The sequence below is a fragment of the Mesorhizobium sp. P160219 genome (assembly GCF_057786095.1).
Genome location: NZ_JBYNWG010000001.1, coordinates 2,786,073 through 2,808,673, shown reverse-complemented (window position 1 = coordinate 2,808,673; position 22,601 = coordinate 2,786,073). Strand labels below are relative to the sequence as shown.

Below are 22,601 nucleotides of genomic sequence, written 5' to 3'. Positions count from 1 at the left end.
TCTTTGTTTTGACGCAATCCCGGACGGGAAAACCGCTCGACACTTTTCCTGGAATTGCTCTAACCAGCTTGCCCGACTGTTTTCGCAACGGTTTCCCGGCGTGCGTCACTTGGAGGCTCTTCCGCCTGATAGAGGCCGGCCATGACGGCGAGCGCCGAGGCCTTGTCCTGATCGCGCATGGCCGCCTGCAGCAATGTCAGCGCCGCCTGGACCTTGGGCCATCCCACGACATCGGTCCTGAGGCCGAAGATCTTGGGGATATCCAGCGCGACGATCTCCTCATTGCCGCCATGCAGCACTTCGTGAAGCTTCTCGCCCGGCCTGATCCCGGTGAAACGGATCGGAATGTCGGTGTAGGGGCTTTTGCCGGCCATGCGGATCATGGTTTCAGCGACTTCGAGGATCGGCACCGGCTTGCCCATGTCGAGCATGTAGATGGCGTAGTCGTCCTTGCCCTGGCGCCGCTCGGCGTCGGCCGCCGACATGATGACGAGGTCGACGGCTTCGGCCACCGTCATGAAGTAGCGGGTCATGCGGCGATCGGTGATGGTGACCGGACCGCCGGCCTCGATCTGCGCCTGGAAGATGGTGGCGACCGAGCCATTGGAGCCGAAGACGTTGCCGAACCGCACGGCGATGAACTTGGTGCCGGAGCGACGGCCGCTGGGCCCGGTGGCGTGCGTTTCGTGCAGCGAAGAGACGATCTGCTCGGCGGCGCGTTTCGTCATACCGAGCACCGAGGTCGGATCGACCGCCTTATCGCTGGAAATCAACAGGAACTGCGGCACCCCGCATTTGGCGGCAACCTCGGCGCAGACGAGGGTGCCCAAAATGTTGGTCTGGATCGCCGATTCCCAATTTTCCTCGAGCAGCGGCACATGTTTGAGCGCGGCGGCATGGAAGATGATGTCGGGCTTGAAATCGCTGACGACGCGGGTGATCTGGCGCCGGTCTGTGACATCGACGATGCGGCTCTTGAGCCGGACATGGTCCTTTTCGTCAACCTGCTGGTCGAGCTGGAAAATACCGAACTCCGAGATATCGGCGACCAGAACCGCCTCGGCGCCAAGTTCCAGCGACCGCTTGACCAGGATGCGACCGATTGAGCCGGCGCCGCCGGTGACCAGGACGCGCTTGCCACCGATAAAGCCGCCGATCCGCTCAATATCGGAAGCAACTGTGGAGCGGCGCAGGATGGTTTCCATCTCGACAGCGTCGAGTACCAGCTTTCCGCCTTGGCCGAGCTCCGAAACGCCGGAGAATTGGACGACGGCGATACCGCTGTGACGGGCGACACGGACCAGTTCCGAATATTCCTCGATCTCGCGTTCGGTGCCATTGCCGAAAATCAGCATGTCGAGGCTTTTGGTGCCTCTTGCATATTCTTCGAGGACCTCGACCAGGCGGGGCCGCACGGCCACCACCGGAACGCCCTGTATCTGCGTGCCCAACGGCGCGCCGTTCTCGATGGCCATGATGCCGGCGATGGAATATTCGGCCGGCTCGGCCGTGCGTGTGAAGCGGATGATGACGTCTGCTTCGCCAAGCCTGCCGACGAACAGCGCTTGTTTGATCGCCGCATTGTTTGCGTTGCGGCTCAGGATTTGCCAGCTCGCCCCGTCGCGCAGGAACCGGTAATAGAGCCGAGGCGCCGATATGATGGTGAAGGAGACGAGGAAAAAGACGATGAACTGGCGCTCGTTGAGGCCGGTCACCGGCTGAAACGAACGAACCGCCAGCGAGACGACATAGAGCGTGACGGTCAGGATGGCGCAGCTCTTCAGGATGTTGAAGAAGTCCGGCGTGGAGGCGAAACGCCACACGGTGTTGTAGAGGCCGCAATAGCGAAACAGCATATGGCTGAGAAAAACAATACTTGCCCAGCAGGCCAGGCCGGCCGTGGAGAGCGCGTCGAATGAAAGTCTCGACTGAGAAAGCCCCAGACTCAGCGCCACCGCGACCAGGACCATGACCAGATCCTGGATCATTATAATGGCGCGCCGCATCTTCGGCCGAAGTCCGGACACGACCTCTACATAGGATGTCATTGGGTAGTACTGAACTCCAGGCGCAAGGACATGGACACTAACGTGGTGCAAGAGCGACGGAAACCCGTCACCGATCACCTGTTTAGAGTGCCAATCCCCAGCCCCGCCGCTTTGTATCGCATAGCGTGGAGTTGTAGTGATCGCCAGATATTTTTTTGGAAATTCCCTTGGCTGGCCTTCAATCCAGGCGATCGGGCGGGAGGCGCGCACCGAGATCCATGCGCATTTGCTCAAAGCGGGCGTCGCCGGCCAGATTGTTCCACTCGTAAGGGTCGGCGCTCAAATCATAGAGTTCTTCCGACAAGTCGGAGTAGCGCGTGTAGCGCCAGCGGCTTGACCGCACAGAATGATTGCCGCGCAACCATGTCATGATCGCACAATGGTCTTCCATTTTGCCGCCCCGCGCCAAAGGCATGAGTGAACGGCCGTCTATGTCCGCTGGTGGCTCGAACCCGCAAAGATCAAGAAGCGTAGGAAACAAGTCGACCAGACTGACCGGCTGGTCGACGCGAGCCGATGTCGCCATACCTCGTGGCGGCACCAGAATGAAGGGCACTCGCGTTGCTTCCTCCCACAGCACGAATTTCCGCCAGTGCAGCTTTTCGCCCAGGTGGAACCCGTTGTCTCCCCAAAGGACCACGATCGTATTGTCGGCGGCGGGCGAAGCATCCAGGGCGTCAAGCACACGTCCAATCTGACTGTCGCAGTAGGAAATGGCCCCGAGATAGCCTTGGACGGCGTTGCGCCATTGCCCGTGTTTCAGGACGGTTTCGTGGTCAGGCGGCGACAGAGCCCAAGCCTTTGCGATGGCGGGAACGTCGTCAAGGTCGTCATTCTTGACAAAGGGCAGGCTGACCTTGTCGAGAGGATAAAGATCAAGGAATTGTTGCGGTACGTACCAGGGCAAATGCGGCTTGTAGAAACCCGTCGCGCAAAAGAATGGCTGCTCGTGCGGTTTTTGCAGGAAGGCGCAAACCGCGTCCGCAGTCTTGAAATCGGGCATCTCCGGCTCGCGAGCGGATTCGATGGCGCCCCAATCGAAGTGATGATTCATCGACGCTACGTTCGGGAAATCATCAAAATCAAACATGCGGTTGAGCGGCCGATGCAACGGCATCGGCTCGGCGGCGGTCGTATGGAATTCGTCCCACAAGGCTGGGCGGTTCTCGATGTCGCTCCATCTTGCCGACGGCGTCCTGTTGCGCCCTGCATCGGCGTAGTCGAAACTGCCATGGAACACTTTCCCCGCACCCATGCAGAAATACCCGGCCTCGCGCAGGCGCTCGAGCAGTGTGACCCGGCGCAGCGGCGCCTCCCAGAATGGCTCGTTCTGATAGACACCCGTTGTCGTCGGCAGGCATCCGGTAAACACGGACATCCGGCTGGCATTGCAATAGGGCGCCGTGCAGTAGGCGCGCAGAAACGTCGTTCCACGCGATGCGAGTCGGTCGATTGCAGGCGTCTTGACGTCCGGATGGCGGCCCAACGGCGCAATCCAGGAATTGAGGTCGTCAGCCACGATGAAGAGGATGTTGGGTCGCTCCATCAGCCTTCTACCGCCAAGCCCGAATCAATAGTCGGCCAGTCGGAAACCGACAGCCCCGAAAGTCGGGAGAATTCGACGGTGTCATCGTAAAAAATCTCGCGCAAATAGGTTACGTCCTCAGGTCGAAGCTCGTTCTCACATCGTCTCCCAAGCTGATCTGTTCGCGGAGCAAGGGGGAGAAACGGTTGGATGGAAAGGAACCCGGCAACGGCATCCAGCGTAGGTTGGTGATCCCTCAACAAATCCAGTGAACGCAGGAGCAGAACGTTCTCCCTTGGGAACAAGGCAAATAGCCGGCGTAGTTGGCGTGCGTAAAAGCCCCGTTCGACATAGCTATACACACGCCATGCCGGATCGGTCTGATCCAACCCCTTTAGTCGCCAGCGGCCTTGCCGGATCGCCAGGTGAAAAGGCAGATACTCCGACCGGTTACCGGTCTCCATACGCCATTGCGACCACGCTCGCTCGATCGGATCGCGAAAGATGAAGACAAGCTTAATTGCGGGATTGTATCGCTTTATCCGTTCCAGCGATGGCGGCCAGAAGAGATAGATCGGGGTCACGTCAAATCCGATGCCTCTCCCAGCATCGTCGGAAAAAAAGCTTCCCAACTTGCGATAGTCCGGCTCCGTCCAGTTCTGCGTCTCGTCGTCAAAGAAATGCATCTCCTTGACGGACGGCGTCGCCAGCTGTGGGTGTTGGCTGAGATAGCCGAACAGGCTGGTCGTGCCGGACTTCTGCACCCCACCAACGATGAAACCCAACACAGGCTGGTCCAATGCATGCGCCCCCATGCCAAGGTTACGTCCTTGTTACCACTGTCTCTCGCCCCCCGACGAAAGTGCCCGGCAAGCCATCAAGGAAGCCTAGACAGCGGCGTTTGCCAAGTCCAGTTCCTGATAATCCCGCCCGGAAGCGAACTGCTTGATGAAATCAAGCTGTCTTTCGCTGGGGGGCTCAAGTCCAATAAAATCTGCGATCTCGCACAACAGTGACTCCGGGTTCAACAGCGAACGCTCATAGCTGACAAGGAGCGTCGGCCACTGCAATCGCTGCAGCAATTCCCAATATCTGCTGTACCTGATCAGCGCCAGGTCATAGGCTTGCTCGATCGAGGACTGCATCTGCTTGACTTCGGACTGGGCGACCGCAGCCATGTCACGGTTGACGAACACGATGAACGGGTTCCTCACGACCTCCGCTATCGCCCCGAGGTAAAGATCGGCAGACGGATCTTTCCAACCCCATAGATCATTGGCATCATTTCTCGCCTCGATGATCTCTTCCAGCTTCTTCAAGCCATCATCTGCCGAATCATCGATCAGGCGGCCATCGATGTCCCGACCCTGGGCCGCATAAACGAGCTCCATATCCTCGTGGATGATGGAATCGGGTGACGATCCCATGGGCACGCCCAGGATTATGGCCGCACCGGCGACGAGACTTGTGCCGCCCCGGCCACATCCGACCACTATCAGGGTTCGTGGCCCCCGCGGCAACGCGAGTCTGACCGCCTTGTGTGATGTAGCCATCGCCACCGTCTTACGCTCCTAGTGTCCCAATGTTCGCAGTCGCCCCGACCGCGGCGCCGGCAATCGAAAAAATTCATGACGGTTATTGTTTGCCTGTTGCTGCTTTTTCCGCGCGAACCTGCAGGCGACGCTTGAAAAAATTCAGATGTTTGGCAGTGAGCGACTGGTCCCAATCCCGCGGATACTTCATTGCCTTGGCGAATTTGTACCTCTGCTCCAGGTCCTCGCTCCTCGACTTTGCCAGCTCCAAAGCTGAAACGATTTCATTCAATTCCGAAGCAGCCGGGATGATATTTCCGCTGAGGTCCTTCAAATAATCATCAGTTTTTGTCTTGAAGGTATTTGTCACAACGACACAGCCGGATCCGGCCAGATCCATCGGGATCATGCTCGGATGCGGAGAAGCCATCAGCGTGAGACAGATATCAAAACCCGAGACCTCCTCGATGTATTTGCTGAGGTCCATCCTTGGCAACGAAACCGATCGAACCCCGGGCTGCAGCTCGACAACACCTTCTCCCAAGCCCATGCCCACGCAATCCCATTCCTCGGGGTCGAAAATGCCCCGCCTGAAGGCCGTCGTAAGAGCTAACGCTGTAAGTTCGAACATATTCCGATCCACCACCGGCCGAGAATAGAAGACGATCGTCTTCTTTTTCTTTGCAAGATTGCGTTGGATGAACATGTCCTTGGGCAGGAGATTGGACGAGCAGGCGTTGTTGAAAAACGTATGCGACATGCCGCGAGACCTTATGCCGCCGACATCATTCGAAATGAAGAACTGCATAAGGCTTTCGCTTGAAAATATCGCGTCGTAGTCCATCGCGTATGTACGATCTGCAACGGCATATAGACTATTTGCCGGATAAAATGCAGCCTCATAGTCCTGTATCAGGTATATAAACTTCTTTCTCTCTGTGCGCGCTGTAATCTTTTCTGCAAAATAGGCTGAATACCAAACGGTTGCCACGGCATAATCGTAGCGCGATATAGCAAGAGGTTTCCGCCTCTCGCCGATATACTCGACTTCGAGTTCGTCGAAGACACCCTCCATACCGGGGTATTTCAAAACCTTTTCTCTGAAGTCGGCGATATTGAAATAGAAATTATCAAATAGGACGAGGCGAACATTGATGCCCGTCTTGCGCAAGAACAGCGCCATCTGGAAGACGCCGAAGAACCCGGCCGAGATCGATTTGAAGTCGAAAGCAGGAACCAGGACATTGATCGTCTGCGGCCGGCGCTCGTCTATCTCGACGTCCGGCATGTCGTAGATTCGATTCAGCCGCAGGTTCAAGAACTCGTGATCATAGACATGGTTTGGCGGAGCGACCGCCGGGACGAGCGGCAGCTGCGACAGGTAGGACAGTTGCAGGTCGGAGAGGAAGCCAAGGCGGTGCGCCGCCGACATGCACCAATAGGCAAGCCTGCCCCTATAGCTTTGCAGGGGAACGTCGGGGTCGAAGACCTTATGGTAGGATTGTTTCAAATCCTGGTGCCCGAAGATGCGGGCGCCGGCGCCGGCGAGCGTTGCAGTCAGCTGACGACGCATTAGCCAAAGGTCTCCTCTCTCACGACGCGACCTTTCTCGAGAAACACCGCGGAACTGCACATCGACCGGATCAGGGCATCGGAATGCGATGCCAGCACGACAATGGCGGCATTGTTGAGCCAATGCTCCATTCTCTCTCTGGCCTTCTTTTGAAATGACGCGTCGCCCGTGCCCAGCCCCTCGTCAAGAAGCACGATATCGGTCGGATATGCGGTGACAACCGAAAACGACAGCCGTGTCTGCATGCCGGACGAGTAGGTGCGTACCGGCAAATTTATGAAATCGCCCAGTTCCGAGAACTCGATAATCGATTCGGTCTGGCGCTCGATTTCACGGGGGGCGATACCGGTCATGAGGCTCTGGAGCCGGATGAACTCTCGGCCCGTGAGTTCGGGAGATAAACCCATGGAGGGCGTTATCAGGACGGCCGAGTCCCCGTTGATCACAGCTGTCCCGCTGGTGGGTTTGAGAATGCCTGCCAAGACGCGCAACAGTGTCGTCTTGCCAGCACCGTTGTGCCCGCTCAGCCCCAGCCGGGTGCCGGGTTTAAGATCGAGCGACACGCCATCGAGAGCCGCGACTTCGAAACGGCCGGAGTCACCGGCCAGCAAACGCCCGCCCGTGGTGAAACGGAGCGCGGCTTGCTTGAGAGAACGATTTGCCGGAGCGGACCAGACCGGAATTCGGACGGTGACGTCGCTCAGATGAATGGATGGCGGTGACATGGGGCTTCCAATATAATTGTGTGACGGCGTCAGAATTCAAAGCCAGTACGGAATTCGGTGCTCCGTCCTTCGATAGAGAAGATAGGCGGCGATGCTCCCCGCGCCGGCAATAATGGCGGACACGAGCACGCTCATGTAGTCGGTGCCGTCGCTCATCAGTGGAGTTCGCGCTGCATCGATGATGTAGGCGACAGGATTGTAGACCAGGAACGGAGAGCTGGTAGGGAGAACCTTTGCCGTCCAGATAATCGGCGAAAGCATGAACAGAAGCTGCATAACGGCAGCGGTGATCAGCGGAACGTCTCTGTATCGCACAGAAACAATCGCTACGATGGTCGATATCCAGGCGGCATGGGCAGCCAACAGCGCGGTTCCGACGATGAACATTGGTATGTTCAAGCCGGAGTTCGGATAGGCAATAATTAGAGTTATGAATATAATTAGCACATTGTGCATCAATATTATTATGTTCTTAGAGACACAACGAAATATGCATGAGGCCGGCGAGATCTTCGTATTTAGAAGAAGATCGTGAGATCCAATTAAAGTTTCCGAACCTTCAATTATTGCTCCAGATAGAAATTGCCACAAGACTACACTCGTAGCCAAGTGATGTATGAACTCCCTGATAGGCTGCTTAAACAAGACAGCATATAGAATCCCAACTGAAAGGGCAAATATTGCCGTGTTCAGCGTAATCCAGAAAGGCCCGAAAGTCGAATTCCGGTAACGAAGCCGTATGTCAAACTGCGCGAGCCGAAGCCAAACCATTGATACACCCGACATTATGATACTTCCTTCAGTGTAACTTGCTCAGGCTTGGTAATTTCCGCGACAGACATGAAGGCGCCGCGATATGGCGACTCGGCCGACATAAAGATAGCGACAAGCTGTTTCATCGCTTAACAGACACAATCGCTACGTCTTTCCATGCTGCCGGCTGGGCTTGCAAGATGCGGCGCACCACAAGCCCTGTCGATTGCTGCCACCCCTGTGCCTCCGATCCGAATGCGGCTGTGAATTTTTGCGTCGAAAGACGCGAATTAGCCGGGCGACGCGCTTTGGTCGGGTAGTCGCGCGCCGTAATATCCCGTACCGCAGCATACGGCCCGCCATGTGACAGGCTTGCCTCCAGAATGTGGCGTGCAAAGCCGCTCCAGTTGACGTCTCCGGCTCCGGCGAGATGGTAGATCCCATAGCCGTCGAAGCTGTCGTCGCCGCGCAACACCGCCGCCGCATGCAGGATCGAGTCGGCAATATCAAGTGCGGATGTCGGATTTCCCCATTGGTCGGCGACCACGGCGATCTCGTCGCGGTCGCCGGCCAGCCGCAGCATGGTTTTCACGAAATTCTTGCCGAACGGGCTGTAGACCCAGGCGGTGCGCAGGATCAGATGGCGCGGATTGACGGCGGCCACGGCCAGCTCGCCGGCAAGCTTGGAGGCGCCGTAGACGCCGAGCGGTGCGGTGGCGTCGGTCTCGACATAGGCGCCGTCCTTGGTGCCATCGAAGACGTAGTCGGTCGACAGATGGATTACGGGCACGCCGAGCTTCGCGGCCGCCTCGGCGACCTTGCCGGCGCCGACGGCGTTCACAGCGAAGGCAAGATCGGGCTCGTCCTCGGCCTGGTCGACGGCGGTGTAGGCGGCAGCCGACACCACGATATCCGGCCGCGCTGCCGCGAGTGCGTCGAACACCGTATCGGGCCGCGCCAGATCGAGCACTGGGCGGCCGAGGGTGACGACCTCGATGCCATCGCGCCTCTGCCCGGCCTCCAGCAGGCTGGCAGCGACCTGACCGTCGCGTCCGGTGACAACCAGCCTCACGCCGCGCCCTTCCTGCCTTCAACCTGGCCGCGCGACCGGACTTGCCCCAGCCGCTCGCCGGCGTAGCGCTGCTCGCGGATCGGTCCCCACCACCATTTGTTGTCGAGGAACCAGTCGACGGTCCTTGCAAGGCCGCTGTCGAAACTCTCCGCCGGCGCCCAACCGAGATCCCGGCCGATCTTGGAGGCATCGATTGCATAGCGGCGGTCGTGGCCGGGCCGATCGGTGACGAAGCTGATCAAATCGCGGTAGCTCCTGCCGCCGCTGCGCGGACGCCTGATGTCGAGCAGGCCGCAAATCGTCTCGACGACGCCAAGGTTGGTACGCTCGGAATTGCCGCCGACATTGTAACTTTCGCCGGGCTGGCCCTTTGTGGCGACCAGTTCCAGAGCACGGGCGTGATCCTCGACGAACAGCCAGTCGCGCACATTGGCGCCAGCGCCGTAGACCGGCAGCGGCTTTTCGTCGAGCGCGTTGAGGATGACCAGCGGGATCAGCTTTTCGGGGAAGTGATAAGGCCCGTAATTGTTCGAACAGTTGGAGAGCACGACCGGCAGGCCGTACGTCTCGTACCAGGCCCGCACCAGATGGTCGGATGCGGCCTTGGAGGCGGAATAGGGCGAGGATGGCGCGTAAGGCGTCTCCTCCACGAACATGCCGCCATCGAAGGGCAGATCGCCGAACACCTCGTCGGTCGAGACATGGTGGAAGCGGAAGCGCGCCTTCCTGTCCTCGTCAAGGCCGCGCCAATATTCGAGCGCCGAATTCAGCACCCGGTAGGTACCGACGATGTTGGTCTCGATGAAGGCGCCGGGTCCGTCGATCGAGCGGTCGACATGGCTTTCGGCGGCGAGGTTCATGACGACGTCGATCTCGTCGCGGTGGAGGATGTCGAGAACCGCCCGCTCGTCACAGATGTCGGCCTGCGCAAATTTGTAGTTGTGTGCATTCTCGATGGTGCGCAGCGAGGCCAGATTGCCGGCATAGGTGAGCTTGTCGAGATTGGTCACATGGTAGGCCGGATTGGCGCACAAATGCCGGCACACGGCCGAGCCGATGAAGCCGGCACCGCCTGTCACCAGAAAATTCATGGCGCTCTCCTCACATCGTCGCGCGTCATGCGAACACCTCGGCCTCAGCAAGCGCCGACGCCTTGAGGTCCTTGGCCGAGAGCTCGAAGGCGCCGGCCGGCGACGGCCAATCGATGCCGATATCAGGATCGTCGAAACGGATCGATCGATCATGCGCCGGCGAATAGGTGTCGGTGACCTTATACAGAACCTCGGTGTCCGGCACGAGCGTGACGAAACCGTGCGCGAAACCCTTCGGCACGAGGATCTGGTTGCCTCTCTCGGCCGATATTTCGAGCGCGACCCATTTTCCGAAGGTTTTCGAGCTGCGGCGGATGTCGACCGCCACGTCGAGAATGCGGCCTCTGATTACGCGCAGCAGCTTGTCCTGCGCGTGTGGAGGCAGTTGATAGTGAAGCCCCCGCACGACACCTGCGGCAGCCGAATAGGAATGATTGTCCTGGACGAAACGCAGATCGATGCCGGCCTCGGCAAAGGCCTCGGCATTCCAGGTTTCGATGAAATAACCGCGCGCATCGCCGTGCCGCTTCGGCACGATTTCCAGCACGCCGTCCAAACCGAGCTGCCTGACTTCCAGCACCCTATGTCTCCGTCAGCTCGGTGACACGCCGGCGCAGATAGGCGGCGTATTCGTTCTTGCCCAGGCGCGTGGCGCGCTCAAGCACCTTGTCGGCGGTCAGCCAGCCCTGCTCGAAAGCGATTTCTTCAGGACAGGCGACCTTGATCCCCTGGCGGTGCTCGATCGTGCGCACGAAGGAAGAGGCTTCATGCAGGCTGTCATGCGTGCCGGTGTCGAGCCAGGCATAGCCGCGGCCGAGCTGATGCACATGCAATTTCCCGCGCTCGAGATAGACGTTGTTGACCGCCGTGATCTCGAGTTCGCCGCGCGCCGAGGGCTTGATCGTCGACGCGATGTCGACGACCTCATTGTCGTAGAAATAGAGGCCGGTGACCGCCCAGTTGGACTTCGGCTCCCGCGGCTTCTCCTCGATCGTCAAAGCCGTGCCGCTGAGCTTGTCGAACGACACCACGCCGTAGCGCTGCGGGTCCTCGACATGGTAGGCGAACACCGACGCGCCGCTTTGGCGCTGCGCAGCAGTGCGGCAGAGCTGCGACAGGCCCTCGCCGAAATAGATGTTGTCGCCGAGAATCATTGACACATTATCCTTGCCGATGAAGTCGCGGCCGATGATGAAGGCCTCGGCAAGCCCGTTGGGCTGCGCCTGCTCGGCATAGGAGAATTCGACCCCGAATTCCGAACCGTCGCCCAGCAACTCCCGAAACACCGGCAAGTCGCGAGGTGTCGAAATGATCAAAATCTGGCGGATACCGGCGAGCATCAAGACGCTCAGCGGATAAAAAATCATCGGCTTGTCGTATATCGGCAGAATCTGCTTAGAGATCGCTAATGTAAGGGGATACAGACGCGTCCCGCTGCCTCCTGCAAGGATTATTCCCTTCAACAAGCTCTCCTTGAATTACCGGCCCCCGCCTCGAAATCAAGTTGCCCGTGCTTAGGTTTCGCGCAATGGCTTGTCAATTCAATCTCGGCCGTGGATCGGCGCCAGAATTACTCTGCATCTGCCGCCTCGCGGCAATTTGACCGACCAGGCACAAGCTGACGGTGCAAATGGGCGTGGCGATTTGGCAACCGGCTTGCACCATCGGCTGGCGGACGCGTGACAACAAAAAGCCGGCGGGCCTTGGACCCGCCGGCTCATTCATTTGTCCGGTTTCAGGGCTGCTTGGGCAGCAGCGACCATACCGCCGGCACCAGGCTGGCGGCGAGCGCAACCTTGATCAGGTCGCCGAGGACGAACGGCAAAACGCCGAACTGCCACGCCTTTTCCGCGCCGATGAGGGTGGCCAGCCAGGCAAAGCCCATGGCCATCATGACGATTTCGGCGACCAGCATGGCGTTGAACAACTTGATCGGGTGGCGGTCCCAGCCGCGGTCGGCGGCCCAGCCGACAATGGCCGCCATGACGACGAAGCCGGCGAGATAACCGCCGGTGCCGCCGATCATGTAGGCGATGCCGATGCCCTTTTCAGGCGTGCTTTGGAAGACCGGGAAGCCCATGGCGCCTTCGGCCATGTAGAGAAGCAGGGTAGCGACGCCAAGCCGCAGGCCAAATGCAGTGGCGATCAGCAGGACGGCCAGCGTCTGCAGCGAGATGTCGACCGGCCCGAGCACGACTTTCGTCTTGGCCGACAGGGTCAAAAGCAGCGTTCCGGCGATCGCCAGCAAAAGCTGGGTTGCCAGGCGCTGCGCGCCCTCCTGGGGCAAAGCGAGAGAAACAAGCGGGCGCATCGTCGTTGCAAGTGCCATGGTCTTCCCCAATCCGGATTGCCGCAGATCGCGGCCTTGCGTTTTTCTATATTGGCTTCCGTGTTATGCGGCAATCAGTTTTGCCGTCTTCCTGAACAGAGATTCAACGACACCGCCATGGCGCTCAAATTCGACACCAGCTTCGATCCGGCATATGGCGAGGGCGTCACCGTTGCGCCGGACGTCTTGCGCGTCACCGCCAAAAACCCCAGCCCGTTCACCTTTCACGGCACCAACAGCTACATCGTCGGGCGCGATACGCTGGCGGTGATCGATCCCGGCCCCGATGACGAGGCGCATTTCCAGACGCTGCTCAAGGTGATCGCAAACCGGCCGGTCAGCCATATCTTCGTCAGCCACACGCATCGCGACCATTCTCCGCTGGCCGCCCGGCTGAAAGCGCACACCGGCGCTATTGTACTGGCCGAAGGCCCGCACCGCCCGGCAAGGCCGCTGCGGATCGGCGAGATCAACCCGCTCGACGCCAGCGCCGACACGGTTTTCGTCCCGGAGATCGCGTTGCCCGACAATGCGCTGGTCGAGGGCGATGACTGGACGATCCGGACGGTGCTGACGCCGGGCCACACCGCCAATCACGCGGCATTTGCGCTCGAAGGCACCGGCATCCTGTTTTCAGCCGATCATGTGATGGCGTGGGCGACATCGATCGTGGCGCCGCCGGACGGAGCGATGGCCGACTACATGGCCTCGCTCGACAGGCTGATCGCGCGCGACGACCGCCTGCTGCTGCCCGGCCACGGCGGCCCGGTGACCGCGCCGCTCAGCTTCATGCGCGGGCTCAAGACCCATCGCAAGATGCGCGAACGGGCGATCCTCGAGCGGATCCGCGACGGCGACCGGACGATCCCGGACATGGTCAAGGCGATCTACCGGGACACCGACCCACGCCTGCATGGCGCTGCCGGTCTGTCGGTGCTTGCCCATCTCGAAGACCTGGTGGCGCGCGGCCTGGTTGCTACCCAGGGTGACCCGGCCATCGACGGCGTTTTTGTGCCGGTGGGGTAGAACTACTCAGCCGGCGCCGCACCCACCTGGCCCGCAACTTCCTGATCAAGTTCGGCGAGGAACCCGACGATACGGGCGGCATTGTCGCCGAGGTCGTAGCGGCCGTAGCGGGAGGCCGAGCGCATGTCGACGACGATGGTGTCGCCATCATTGCTGACCCGGATGGCGACGTCGGCGGGCAGGCCCACGACGAAGCTCCGGGCCACGGCCGATATCGTCACCTCGTCTTGACCGTCGGTCACTGGGTATGGCGCGGTAAGTTGCCAATCGCGGCGGTCGAGCACGGTTTCAACGGCGTCGACGACGGTTTCGAAAGGCAGATTGTAGCTATGCCCGGTGACCAGCGGATAGGCGTCGGCCTGCAGGCGCGCTTCGCCCGGCGTTGGCAGCGCGAGCACGTTCATGTCCTTGGTGCGGTCGCTGGTGTCGAGCACTGGCGGATTGTCGAGGTCCGTCGTGATGTCCCTCAGGGGCGGCGTGGTCGCCGCCAAATAGGTGGCAAAGCCGTAGGGCGTCAGCACCAGCAGCGCCAGCAGGGCGCCGACCGAGAGGTCGCGGCCGCCACGGTCACCGAAATGCCACAGCCGGGACAAAGCGAGGCCGGCAAACAGCAAAGCGAACGCGGCAAGCAAGGCGACGATCGCCAGCACCCACAGGAAGGCCGGCGTTTCGACCAGTTCGAAATGATGGCCGGCCAGCACGGTGAGCAGCAGGACCAGGGCAAAAGCGCCCGTGCGCCGCGACCAGCCGGCCGCCTTCGATGTCTGCCGCTCGTCAATTTCCATTGTCTTCAGCACCGCCCCAACCCGCACAGACGCTTAGAGCAAAGGATGCTCAAATTGAACATCCCCTGCCCTAACGTTTTTGCCGCCGGTAGCTTGAAGGTCAAGGAAACGCACGGTCCCGGTCAATCCGTCGGCAGGCGGTAGTCGCTGAACTGCTTGCGCAAGGTGATCTTCTGGATCTTGCCGGTGGCGGTGTGCGGGATTTCGCTGATGAAAGCGACGTCGTCGGGCATCCACCATTTCGCCACCTTGCCGTCCATGAACGCCAGTATGTCCGCCTTGCTCGGCTCCTTGCCGGGTTTGGCGACCACGACCAGCAAGGGCCGTTCGCCCCATTTCGAATGATGGACGCCGATCGCCGCGGCCTCGGCGACATCGGGATGGCCGACGGCGAGGTTCTCCAGGTCGATGGTCGATATCCACTCGCCGCCCGACTTGATGACGTCCTTGGCGCGATCGGTGATCTGCATGTAGCCGCCGGAATCGATATGGGCGACATCGCCAGTGTCGAACCAGCCGTCCTTGTCGAACTGCTCGGCTCCGACGCCGCCATAATAGGCGCTGGCGACGGCTGGACCGCGCACCTTCAGCCGGCCGAAGGTCTTGCCGTCCCAAGGCAGTTCCTTGTCGTCGTCATCCGTCACCTTCATCTCGACCCCGAAGGGCGGGTAGCCCTGCTTGCCCTGGATATCGAGCCGGTCCTCGCCCTCGAGCGCTTGATACTGCGGCTTCATGGTGCACAGCGTGCCGAGCGGCGACATTTCGGTCATGCCCCAGGCATGGATGACTTCGACACCGTAATTGTCCTGGAATTTCCTGATGATGGCGCGCGGGCAGGACGAGCCGCCGATGACGACTTTGCTGAGATAGGGAAGCTTCTTGCCGGTCTCTTCCAGATGCTGCAGCAGCATCATCCAGACGGTCGGCACGGCGGCGCTGAAGGTCACCTTCTCGGTGTCGAGCAGCTCGTAGATCGAGGCGCCGTCCATCTTGCAACCGGGCATGACCAGCTTGGCGCCGATCATCGGCGCGCTCTGGCCAAGGCCCCAGGCATTGGCATGAAACATCGGCACGACGGGGAGGATCGTGTCTCGCGCGGAGAGGCCCATTGCGTCGGGCATGGCGGCGATCATGGCATGCAGCACATTCGAGCGGTGGCTGTAGAGCACGCCTTTGGGATCGCCCGTCGTGCCGGAGGTGTAGCACATGCCGGCTGCGGTGTTTTCGCCGAAAACCTTCCAGGCGAAGTCGCCATCGGCCTCGTTCAACCAGTCCTCATAGGCAACCACATTCGGCAGCGTCGTTTCAGGCAGATGCGCCTTGTCGGTCAGGACGATCACCTTTTTCAGCGATTTGACCGCGCCGGCGATCTTTTCCAGCAGCGGCATGAAGGTCAGGTCGACGAAGATCCCTCTATCCTGCGCATTGTTCATGATCCAGACGATCGGCTCGGGGAACAAACGCGGGTTAAGCGTATGGTAGATGGCGCCGATGCCCATGATGCCGTACCAGGCCTCTATGTGGCGCGCCGTGTTCCAGGCCAGGGTCGCGATGCGGTCGCCGAGCACAAAGCCATCGCGCTCCAACCGTTGAGCGACCTTGAGCGCGCGGCGATGAACTTCAGCATAGGTGGTGCGAACGACAGGACCTTCGATCGAGCGCGAGACGATCTCGCGCGTCCCGTGCTGCCGCTCGGCATTGTCGATCAGCTTGTGGCAGAGCAGCGGCCATTCCTGCATCAGTCCGAGCATCTGGTTCCTCCCATCGCTTCCTCGTTTTTCCCGTCTTTTGTTCCATTGTGGGACGAACGGACGGATTGTCCAGCCATGACGTCTCCAACCGTTAACGGCTGAAGCAAGCAGTGATCGAAAGGCGGGGAAAACCGCCACAATCCGGCCATCGTCGACGTTAAGGTTCGTTAACGGGGTAGGGGTGCGGATTGGCGACTGAAAGAGGTTCGCATGGACACGCAGCTCGACGACAGGCAGATCGACGACAGGCAGCTGGCTGACAGCGAGGCCCAAGACGTGCAGTTGGACGATATTCAACTCGACGACAAAGAGCTTGAAGACACGCTTGCCGCAAGTCTGGCCGATCTCGTGCCGGAGGCCAAAAAGGTCTCCGAAGACGAATTTGTCGAGGTGGTCGGCGGCGCCCTGGAAGCGGTCGGCGGCACGCTGCTGTTCAAAATGTGCGTCCAGAACGAAGGCGAAGGCCAGCATGTCGCCGCCGCATCGATCGGCGACGGCGGCAATCGCCAGTTCCTGCTGCTCACCTTGCCGACCGGCGGCGGCCCGCTGAAGGTCGAGACGACGTCAAGAAGCACCAACCCGGTAGCCGGTATTGCCGCGGCCTATGCCGGCCTAATGGACGTGTTCAAGACCGCAGCCTAGCATTCCACGCGGGATCGTTTTTAGTGATCGGAAGGCCAGCTCTGGCCTACTGGCGAAGGCTTGCGCAACGAGTTCTCCAGACACATTTTAGGGACATGGGAAGCAACCCCGCACGCTCTCAATCGGACTGTGCTCCCAATCGAACAAGGAGAACCCCGCATGGACCAGATCGCCAACCCCGCCCCCGGCTTTCAGAGCAATCCCGGCAAGGTCATCACCGTCGAGCCCTATCGGGGTACCGTGGTCGTGCGTGCCGGCGATATGGTGATCGCCTCATCGAGGCGGGCGAAGCTTCTGTCCGAACCGCCCTACCCCCAGGCATTCTACATCCCCTTCGAAGACATCGACTTCACCCAGCTCGGCAAAACCACCCTGTCGACCCACTGCCCCTACAAGGGCGACGCCAGCTACTGGAGCGTGCTGCCGGCCGGCGAGACCGGCAAGGACGCGATGTGGGGCTATGAGCAGCCCTTCGACGAAATGGCTGAGATTCGCGACCACGGCGCCTTCTATCCCAACAGGGTGACGATCGAAGCAGCACCGGCCTGAGCAAGCGACTCAAGCGCCGTTGCTCGCTTCGTCATCCCAGGGTCTTGGCGACGGAGCTTCGCTCCTGTTTCATCCTGGGATGACGAAGTTTAGAGGCCTCGGCTAATCTCAAATGTCGGCGAGGTCAGTCCAAAGGCGATGAAACTGCCTGCCGCCGCCCAATCCTAATCAGTCGTCCCGTCGTTACCGACACCGTCGGCGTCATCCAGCCGCACGAACATCAGCCCCTTGGCCTTCAGCGCGAGCAGACCTTGCACGACGCCCTCGCCGGCGGCGTGGGTCGGCTGGTTGATGTGGGCGATGATGACATCGCCATCCTTGGCGGCGGCGATGCGCCGGGCGGTTTCTTTTGCACCAAGCAACGAGCCGCCATCGCCGTTGATCGAAAAGCCGGCGATCTTGAAGCCGAGCCTGCGGATCATGGCGATGGCCGACGGACTGTATTCGGCGGTCGCGCCGCGAAACCATTTCGGCGCCGGCTCGCCGGTGCCAGCGAGAGCGGCGGCGCCCGATTCGACTTCGGCCCGCACCGCTTCCGGGCTGCCGGCGCTGCGGATGCCATAGATCTTGCGCGGCGTGTCGACGGCCGGGATGTGATGGCCGCCATGGTTTTCCAGTTCGAACAGGTCCGGATGCGCGCGCATGATCTCGACGACGGCGGCGTTGCGCTTCAGCCAGATGCCGGTGACGAAGATCGTCGCCGGAATCCGGTTCTCCACCAGCGCCGACAGGATCCTCGTATCGGTCTGGCCGCCGCAGGCGTCGAGCGTAAGCGCGACGCGGCCGACATTGCCACTGCCACCATCCTCAGCCTTCAGATGCAGCGTCGGCTCGACAAGCGGCGCGGCCTGGGCCGAGGACACGGCCAGGATAGATAGCGCCAAGGCGCAAAACAGCTTTTGCAAGGGATGCCTGTCTTGTCTGAGAATCAGCGCTGTCATAGCCGCATCCCAGGACCCGCAACAAGGCGGAAATTGGGATAGTGGCCGTGAGAAAGCTGATATCCCGACAATGTGACCGCCGCGCACCGTCAGACGGCGTGTTCCAGTTCCACATGCGTGCGTGAGAGGACTTCGCGCACGGCCGCGACGACCGGTTCGACCTCGAGGCGCCAGACGCAGCAGGCCTTGCTGGGATCGAGCGGATTGCACAGGCTGCCCGCCACGCAATTGCACGGCATAGATGGCTGCAAGGCGAGGCTGGGCACGCCGACCGGTCCCCAGACGGCCGGGCTGGTCAGGCCGAAAAGGCCGACAACCGGCGTTCCGGCCGCTGCTGCCATGTGCATGGGGCCGCTCTCATTGCCGACAAACAGCCGCGCCTGCTGCAACACCGCCAGCAGCGTTTCCAGCGACAGCGCGCCGACGAGGTTGACGATTGACGCGGCACTGGCGAGGATCTGCTCGGCCGGCTTGCGCTCGTCAGGGCCGCCGACGAGTACGAAATCCAGTCCCGTTTCGCGCGAAATCGTGTCGATCACGGCGGCAAAGCGTTCATGCTGCCAGCGCCGGCCGTGAAAACTGGCGCCGGCATGCACCGCGACAAAGCCGTTTGGCCGCAAATGGTGTTTGTCCAGCAATGCCTGGGCCCTCGCCGTCTCCATCGGCAATGGCCGAATCGACGGCACCCGCACGCGCAGGCCGACGCCGAGCGGCTCGAGCGGCGAAAGGTAGCGGTAGAGATAGTGACGTTCGCCAAAACCGAACGGCTCGGCAAAGACATTGGCGGGCTGGCGCTCATGCCAGCGCAGCGGCCTTTCCGGAGGATTGTAGCCGATGCGGGTGCTGGCGTTGAGGAACCTGACGATGAGCCGCGATGTCTTTGAATCGGTGAGGTCGATGGTCAGGTCGAAACGGAATTGGCGCAGCTTGCTGATCATAGAATAGAGCTCGCGCCCACGCTCCAGCGGGGTGCCGCGCATGGCGGCGCGGCGGAAGCTGACGACCTCGGCGGCGATGCCGTGCGCGGTGACGAAACTGGCGAGGCGCGCCTCGCAGAGAAAGACGATCCTGACACCGGGATATTCGAGCTGCAGGTTCTTGGCGAGCGTGGAGGACAGAACAATATCGCCGATGAACTTGGTCTGGATAATCAGGATCGAGCGGAAGGGTCTGGGCGAAATCTGTAACATCTTTTTCTCGGCACCGGGCGGGTTGGGGGGCCGTGAAATTGGGCAGAAACGATGTCGGGATTGCGTGTTGGGGCGCGCACATCAGCGTGAATTTGCTTACAAAATCGTAAGCTTAGCGCCAAACGGCCACCCAGGGGTGGCCGTTTCATCGATACCGAAAGGACTGTGTCGAAATCAGGATGCCGCGGCGCTCTTTTTGGGGCGCGGCACTGCTGTTTTGGCAATCTGCACCGCGGCTTGGGCTGCGGCCAATCTTGCGATCGGCACGCGGTAGGGAGAGCACGAGACATAGTCGAGGCCGACCTCTTCGCAGAAGCGGATCGAGGCGGGATCGCCGCCATGTTCACCGCATATGCCGAGCTTGATGTCGGGCCGTGTCGCCCTGCCCTTTTGCGCAGCCATGCGCACCAGTTCGCCGACGCCCTCGATGTCAAGCGAGACGAACGGGTCCTGCTCGATGATGCCTTTCTGCCGATAGGTCTCGAGGAAGGACGCCGCATCGTCGCGCGAGATGCCGAAAGTGGTCTGGGTGAGATCGTTGGTGCCGAAGGAGAAGAACTCGGCCGTAGCAGCGATGACGTGGGCGCGGATCGCCGCGCGCGGAAGCTCGATCATCGTGCCGGTGAGATAGTCGATCTTGACGCCGGTCTCGTCCATGACAGCCTTGGCGACCGCATCGATGCGCGCCTTGACGTAGTCGAGCTCCTTCACCAGGCCGACCAGCGGCACCATGATCTCGGGAACGACCAGCGCGCCGGCCTTCTTGCCGGCCTCGACGGCTGCCTCGAAAATGGCGCGCGCCTGCATCTCGGCAATCTCGGGATAGGAGACGGCGAGACGGCAGCCGCGATGGCCGAGCATCGGGTTGAACTCGTGCAGGGCTTCTGTGCGCTGCCTGAGCTTGTCGGGCGAGACGTTCATGGCGGCGGCGACCTCCTCCACCTCCGCTTCCGTCTTGGGCAGGAATTCGTGCAGCGGCGGATCGAGCAGCCGGATCGTCACCGGCAGGCCGGCCATAATCTCGAACAGTTCGAGGAAATCCGAGCGCTGCATCGGCAACAGCTTGGCAAGCGCGGTGCGGCGGTCCTTCTCGGTATCGGCCAGGATCATCTCGCGCATGGCGACGATACGCTCGCCGTCGAAGAACATGTGCTCGGTGCGGCAGAGGCCGATGCCTTCGGCGCCGAAGGAGCGCGCCATGCGCGCATCGAGCGGCGTCTCGGCATTGGTGCGCACCTTCATGCGGCGCACCGCATCGGCCCATTCCATGATGGCGGCGAAATCGCCCGACAGTTCCGGCTGCAGCATCGACACGGCGCCCTTCAGCACCTGGCCGTTGCTGCCATCGATGGTGATGATGTCGCCCTTGCGGAAGGTCTGGCCCATCGACATCAGCGTGCCGGCCTTGTAGTCGACACGCAGCGAGCCGGCGCCCGAAACGCAAGGCTTGCCCATGCCGCGCGCGACCACGGCGGCGTGGCTGGTCATGCCGCCGCGCGTGGTCAGGATGCCTTCCGAAGCATGCATCCCATGAATGTCTTCGGGGCTGGTTTCGATGCGCACCAGGATTGCCTTGCGACCTTGCGTCTTCAGATCCTCGGCATCGCCCGAGGAGAAAACAATCTCGCCGGTCGCCGCGCCCGGAGAAGCCGGCAGGCCGACGCCGATGACATCGCGCGCGGCCTTGGGGTCGATGGTCGGATGCAACAGCTGATCGAGCGAGGCCGGATCGATGCGGGCGACCGCCTCCTCCGTCGTGATCAGCTTGTCGCGCGCCATCTCGACGGCGATCTTCAGCGCCGCCTTGGCGGTGCGTTTGCCGGAACGCGTCTGCAGCATCCACAATTTGCCGCGCTCGATGGTGAATTCGAGGTCCTGCATATCGCGGTAGTGCTGTTCCAGGCGGTCGGAGATGTCGACGAAGGAGCGAAACGCGTCCGGCATCAGTTTCTGCAGCGACGGCTTGTCCGAGCCGGCGGCAATGCGCGCCGCCTCGGTGATGTTCTGCGGCGTGCGGATGCCGGCTACGACATCCTCGCCCTGCGCGTTCACCAGGAACTCGCCATAGAGCATCTTTTCGCCGGTCGAGGGATTGCGGGTGAAGGCGACGCCAGTGGCCGACGTCTCGCCCATATTGCCGAACACCATGGCCTGGACATTGACCGCCGTGCCCCAGCTTTCCGGGATGTCGTGCAGGCGCCGGTAGGTGATGGCGCGGTTGTTCATCCAGCTGGAAAACACCGCGCCGATCGCCCCCCACAGCTGCTCGTGCGGGTCCTGTGGAAACGGCCTGTCGAGCTCCTCCTCGACCTTGGCCTTGTAGAGGGCAATGACGCTCTGCCATTCCTGCGCTGTCAGTTCGGTGTCGAGCTCGTGGCCGAGGCTCGCCTTCTGGTCCTCGAGGATTTCCTCGAACACTTCGTGGTCGAGACCCATGACGACATCGGAATACATCTGGATGAAGCGGCGGTAGCTGTCATAGGCAAAGCGGGCATCGCCGGAATCGGCTGCCAGCGCCTCGACCGTCTCGTCATTGAGGCCGAGATTGAGCACGGTGTCCATCATGCCCGGCATCGAGGCCCTGGCCCCGGAGCGGACCGAGACCAGAAGCAGCTTCGACGGATCGCCGAAACGGCGTCCGGTCAGTTGCCCGATATGGTCCAGCGCCTTGACGACATCGGCCTGCAACGCGGCCGGATAGCTGTTGCCGTTGGCGTAATAGGCGTTGCAGACTTCGGTGGTGAGCGTAAAGCCCGGCGGCACCGGCAGGCCAAGACTGCACATCTCGGCCAGATTGGCGCCTTTGCCACCGAGAAGGTTGCGGTCGCCCGCACGTCCTTCCGCGGCGCCATCGCCGAAGGTGTAGACCCATTTGGTCATGCTCGCCCTCCAAGTTCTCGGAAGATTAGAACCCCGGGGCCCAAGACCCGGTTCCCCCGCGCTCCGACCCGAGCGTTATTATGCTGCAGTGCGAAAGGCAAGGCGTGGCCGGCCAGGCGCGCCAACTACAATCGATTAAGGAAAGCCGCATCAAAAAGACTTGCCGTATCGCTGCCCAAGATATAGAAC

20 protein-coding genes are annotated in these 22,601 nt (G+C 61.0%); 3 read left to right on the top strand and 17 right to left on the bottom strand.

Going from position 1 to position 22,601, the window contains the following annotated elements; translation table 11 throughout:
- Positions 1–59 precede the first annotated feature (59 nt).
- From AC3EMP_RS13495 to AC3EMP_RS13440, 12 genes are all read right to left on the bottom strand, one after another.
- The gene (locus AC3EMP_RS13495) at positions 60–2,048 is read right to left on the bottom strand and encodes a UDP-N-acetylglucosamine 4,6-dehydratase (RefSeq protein ID WP_488494624.1); all 1,989 of its coding nucleotides are present in this window, start codon (positions 2,046–2,048) and stop codon (positions 60–62) included.
- Positions 2,049–2,226: 178 nt separating this feature from the next.
- Positions 2,227–3,594 carry a sulfatase gene (locus AC3EMP_RS13490; protein ID WP_023805749.1) on the bottom strand — a complete coding sequence of 456 codons (1,368 nt, stop codon included), beginning with the start codon at positions 3,592–3,594 and terminating at the stop codon, positions 2,227–2,229.
- Positions 3,594–4,373, bottom strand: coding sequence for a sulfotransferase family protein (locus AC3EMP_RS13485; RefSeq protein ID WP_156941022.1), 780 nt, complete (start codon positions 4,371–4,373; stop codon positions 3,594–3,596). The genes AC3EMP_RS13490 and AC3EMP_RS13485 overlap by 1 nt, the downstream gene beginning before the upstream one ends.
- 87 nt (positions 4,374–4,460) lie before the next feature.
- Positions 4,461–5,126: a sulfotransferase gene (locus AC3EMP_RS13480; RefSeq protein ID WP_023805751.1), complete on the bottom strand. Its 666-nt coding sequence runs from the start codon at positions 5,124–5,126 to the stop codon at positions 4,461–4,463.
- Between the two features lie 82 nt (positions 5,127–5,208).
- Positions 5,209–6,678 (bottom strand): rhamnosyltransferase WsaF family glycosyltransferase, encoded by a 1,470-nt coding sequence (locus AC3EMP_RS13475; protein ID WP_352711148.1) that lies wholly within the window; start codon positions 6,676–6,678, stop codon positions 5,209–5,211.
- On the bottom strand, positions 6,678–7,403 hold the full coding sequence (locus tag AC3EMP_RS13470; RefSeq protein WP_023687183.1) for an ABC transporter ATP-binding protein: 726 nt from the start codon (positions 7,401–7,403) through the stop codon (positions 6,678–6,680). The genes AC3EMP_RS13475 and AC3EMP_RS13470 overlap by 1 nt, the downstream gene beginning before the upstream one ends.
- 36 nt (positions 7,404–7,439) lie before the next feature.
- A complete protein-coding gene (locus AC3EMP_RS13465) occupies positions 7,440–8,174 on the bottom strand; it encodes an ABC transporter permease (RefSeq protein WP_352711171.1) in 735 nt (244 codons plus the stop codon).
- A gap of 124 nt (positions 8,175–8,298) precedes the next feature.
- The gene (gene rfbD, locus AC3EMP_RS13460) at positions 8,299–9,228 is read right to left on the bottom strand and encodes a dTDP-4-dehydrorhamnose reductase (RefSeq protein WP_023735563.1); all 930 of its coding nucleotides are present in this window, start codon (positions 9,226–9,228) and stop codon (positions 8,299–8,301) included.
- Positions 9,225–10,319 carry a dTDP-glucose 4,6-dehydratase gene (gene rfbB, locus AC3EMP_RS13455; protein WP_023725246.1) on the bottom strand — a complete coding sequence of 365 codons (1,095 nt, stop codon included), beginning with the start codon at positions 10,317–10,319 and terminating at the stop codon, positions 9,225–9,227. Before rfbB ends, rfbD begins: the two co-directional genes overlap by 4 nt.
- Positions 10,320–10,344: 25 nt before the next feature.
- Positions 10,345–10,899, bottom strand: coding sequence for a dTDP-4-dehydrorhamnose 3,5-epimerase (gene rfbC / locus AC3EMP_RS13450; protein ID WP_023670703.1), 555 nt, complete (start codon positions 10,897–10,899; stop codon positions 10,345–10,347).
- Between the two features lies 1 nt (position 10,900).
- Entirely contained in the window at positions 10,901–11,782 is an 882-nt protein-coding gene (gene rfbA, locus AC3EMP_RS13445; RefSeq protein ID WP_023698135.1) for a glucose-1-phosphate thymidylyltransferase RfbA, read from the bottom strand.
- Between the two features lie 272 nt (positions 11,783–12,054).
- A complete protein-coding gene (locus AC3EMP_RS13440) occupies positions 12,055–12,648 on the bottom strand; it encodes a biotin transporter BioY (protein WP_023703207.1) in 594 nt (197 codons plus the stop codon).
- 117 nt (positions 12,649–12,765) lie between these two features.
- On the opposite strand from AC3EMP_RS13440, the gene AC3EMP_RS13435 reads away from it, so the two are divergent.
- On the top strand, positions 12,766–13,674 hold the full coding sequence (locus AC3EMP_RS13435) for an MBL fold metallo-hydrolase (protein WP_352711145.1): 909 nt from the start codon (positions 12,766–12,768) through the stop codon (positions 13,672–13,674).
- Between the two features lie 2 nt (positions 13,675–13,676).
- Here AC3EMP_RS13435 and AC3EMP_RS13430 read toward each other — a convergent pair whose 3' ends face one another.
- Positions 13,677–14,459, bottom strand: a complete 783-nt coding sequence (locus AC3EMP_RS13430) for a DUF1499 domain-containing protein (protein WP_023684603.1) — start codon at positions 14,457–14,459, stop codon at positions 13,677–13,679.
- Between the two features lie 122 nt (positions 14,460–14,581).
- Positions 14,582–16,210 (bottom strand): fatty-acid--CoA ligase, encoded by a 1,629-nt coding sequence (locus AC3EMP_RS13425; protein ID WP_352711143.1) that lies wholly within the window; start codon positions 16,208–16,210, stop codon positions 14,582–14,584.
- 210 nt (positions 16,211–16,420) lie between these two features.
- On the opposite strand from AC3EMP_RS13425, the gene AC3EMP_RS13420 reads away from it, so the two are divergent.
- The gene (locus AC3EMP_RS13420) at positions 16,421–16,852 is read left to right on the top strand and encodes a hypothetical protein (RefSeq protein ID WP_352597358.1); all 432 of its coding nucleotides are present in this window, start codon (positions 16,421–16,423) and stop codon (positions 16,850–16,852) included.
- A gap of 159 nt (positions 16,853–17,011) precedes the next feature.
- Positions 17,012–17,401, top strand: coding sequence for a DUF427 domain-containing protein (locus AC3EMP_RS13415; protein ID WP_352597357.1), 390 nt, complete (start codon positions 17,012–17,014; stop codon positions 17,399–17,401).
- Between the two features lie 164 nt (positions 17,402–17,565).
- Here AC3EMP_RS13415 and AC3EMP_RS13410 read toward each other — a convergent pair whose 3' ends face one another.
- The 3 genes from AC3EMP_RS13410 to ppdK form a co-directional block, all read right to left on the bottom strand.
- Entirely contained in the window at positions 17,566–18,342 is a 777-nt protein-coding gene (locus AC3EMP_RS13410; RefSeq protein ID WP_352597356.1) for a polysaccharide deacetylase family protein, read from the bottom strand.
- 89 nt (positions 18,343–18,431) lie between these two features.
- Positions 18,432–19,532, bottom strand: coding sequence for a glycosyltransferase family 9 protein (locus AC3EMP_RS13405; RefSeq protein ID WP_352597355.1), 1,101 nt, complete (start codon positions 19,530–19,532; stop codon positions 18,432–18,434).
- Between the two features lie 174 nt (positions 19,533–19,706).
- On the bottom strand, positions 19,707–22,412 hold the full coding sequence (gene ppdK / locus AC3EMP_RS13400; protein ID WP_352545013.1) for a pyruvate, phosphate dikinase: 2,706 nt from the start codon (positions 22,410–22,412) through the stop codon (positions 19,707–19,709).
- Positions 22,413–22,601: the final 189 nt, after the last annotated feature.

Excerpts from the sequence above, each read along its gene's own strand:
- AC3EMP_RS13495 (WP_488494624.1), bottom strand. The coding sequence starts at position 2,048 with ATGACATCCTATGTAGAGGTCGTGTCCGGACTTCGGCCGAAGATGCGG.
- AC3EMP_RS13490 (WP_023805749.1), bottom strand. The coding sequence starts at position 3,594 with ATGGAGCGACCCAACATCCTCTTCATCGTGGCTGACGACCTCAATTCC.
- AC3EMP_RS13480 (WP_023805751.1), bottom strand. The coding sequence starts at position 5,126 with ATGGCTACATCACACAAGGCGGTCAGACTCGCGTTGCCGCGGGGGCCA.
- AC3EMP_RS13475 (WP_352711148.1), bottom strand. The coding sequence starts at position 6,678 with ATGCGTCGTCAGCTGACTGCAACGCTCGCCGGCGCCGGCGCCCGCATC.
- AC3EMP_RS13470 (WP_023687183.1), bottom strand. The coding sequence starts at position 7,403 with ATGTCACCGCCATCCATTCATCTGAGCGACGTCACCGTCCGAATTCCG.
- AC3EMP_RS13465 (WP_352711171.1), bottom strand. The coding sequence starts at position 8,174 with ATGGTTTGGCTTCGGCTCGCGCAGTTTGACATACGGCTTCGTTACCGG.
- rfbB (WP_023725246.1), bottom strand. The coding sequence starts at position 10,319 with ATGAATTTTCTGGTGACAGGCGGTGCCGGCTTCATCGGCTCGGCCGTG.
- AC3EMP_RS13440 (WP_023703207.1), bottom strand. The coding sequence starts at position 12,648 with ATGGCACTTGCAACGACGATGCGCCCGCTTGTTTCTCTCGCTTTGCCC.
- AC3EMP_RS13435 (WP_352711145.1), top strand. The coding sequence starts at position 12,766 with ATGGCGCTCAAATTCGACACCAGCTTCGATCCGGCATATGGCGAGGGC.
- AC3EMP_RS13430 (WP_023684603.1), bottom strand. The coding sequence starts at position 14,459 with ATGGAAATTGACGAGCGGCAGACATCGAAGGCGGCCGGCTGGTCGCGG.
- AC3EMP_RS13425 (WP_352711143.1), bottom strand. The coding sequence starts at position 16,210 with ATGCTCGGACTGATGCAGGAATGGCCGCTGCTCTGCCACAAGCTGATC.
- AC3EMP_RS13420 (WP_352597358.1), top strand. The coding sequence starts at position 16,421 with ATGGACACGCAGCTCGACGACAGGCAGATCGACGACAGGCAGCTGGCT.
- AC3EMP_RS13415 (WP_352597357.1), top strand. The coding sequence starts at position 17,012 with ATGGACCAGATCGCCAACCCCGCCCCCGGCTTTCAGAGCAATCCCGGC.
- AC3EMP_RS13410 (WP_352597356.1), bottom strand. The coding sequence starts at position 18,342 with ATGACAGCGCTGATTCTCAGACAAGACAGGCATCCCTTGCAAAAGCTG.
- AC3EMP_RS13405 (WP_352597355.1), bottom strand. The coding sequence starts at position 19,532 with ATGTTACAGATTTCGCCCAGACCCTTCCGCTCGATCCTGATTATCCAG.
- ppdK (WP_352545013.1), bottom strand. The coding sequence starts at position 22,412 with ATGACCAAATGGGTCTACACCTTCGGCGATGGCGCCGCGGAAGGACGT.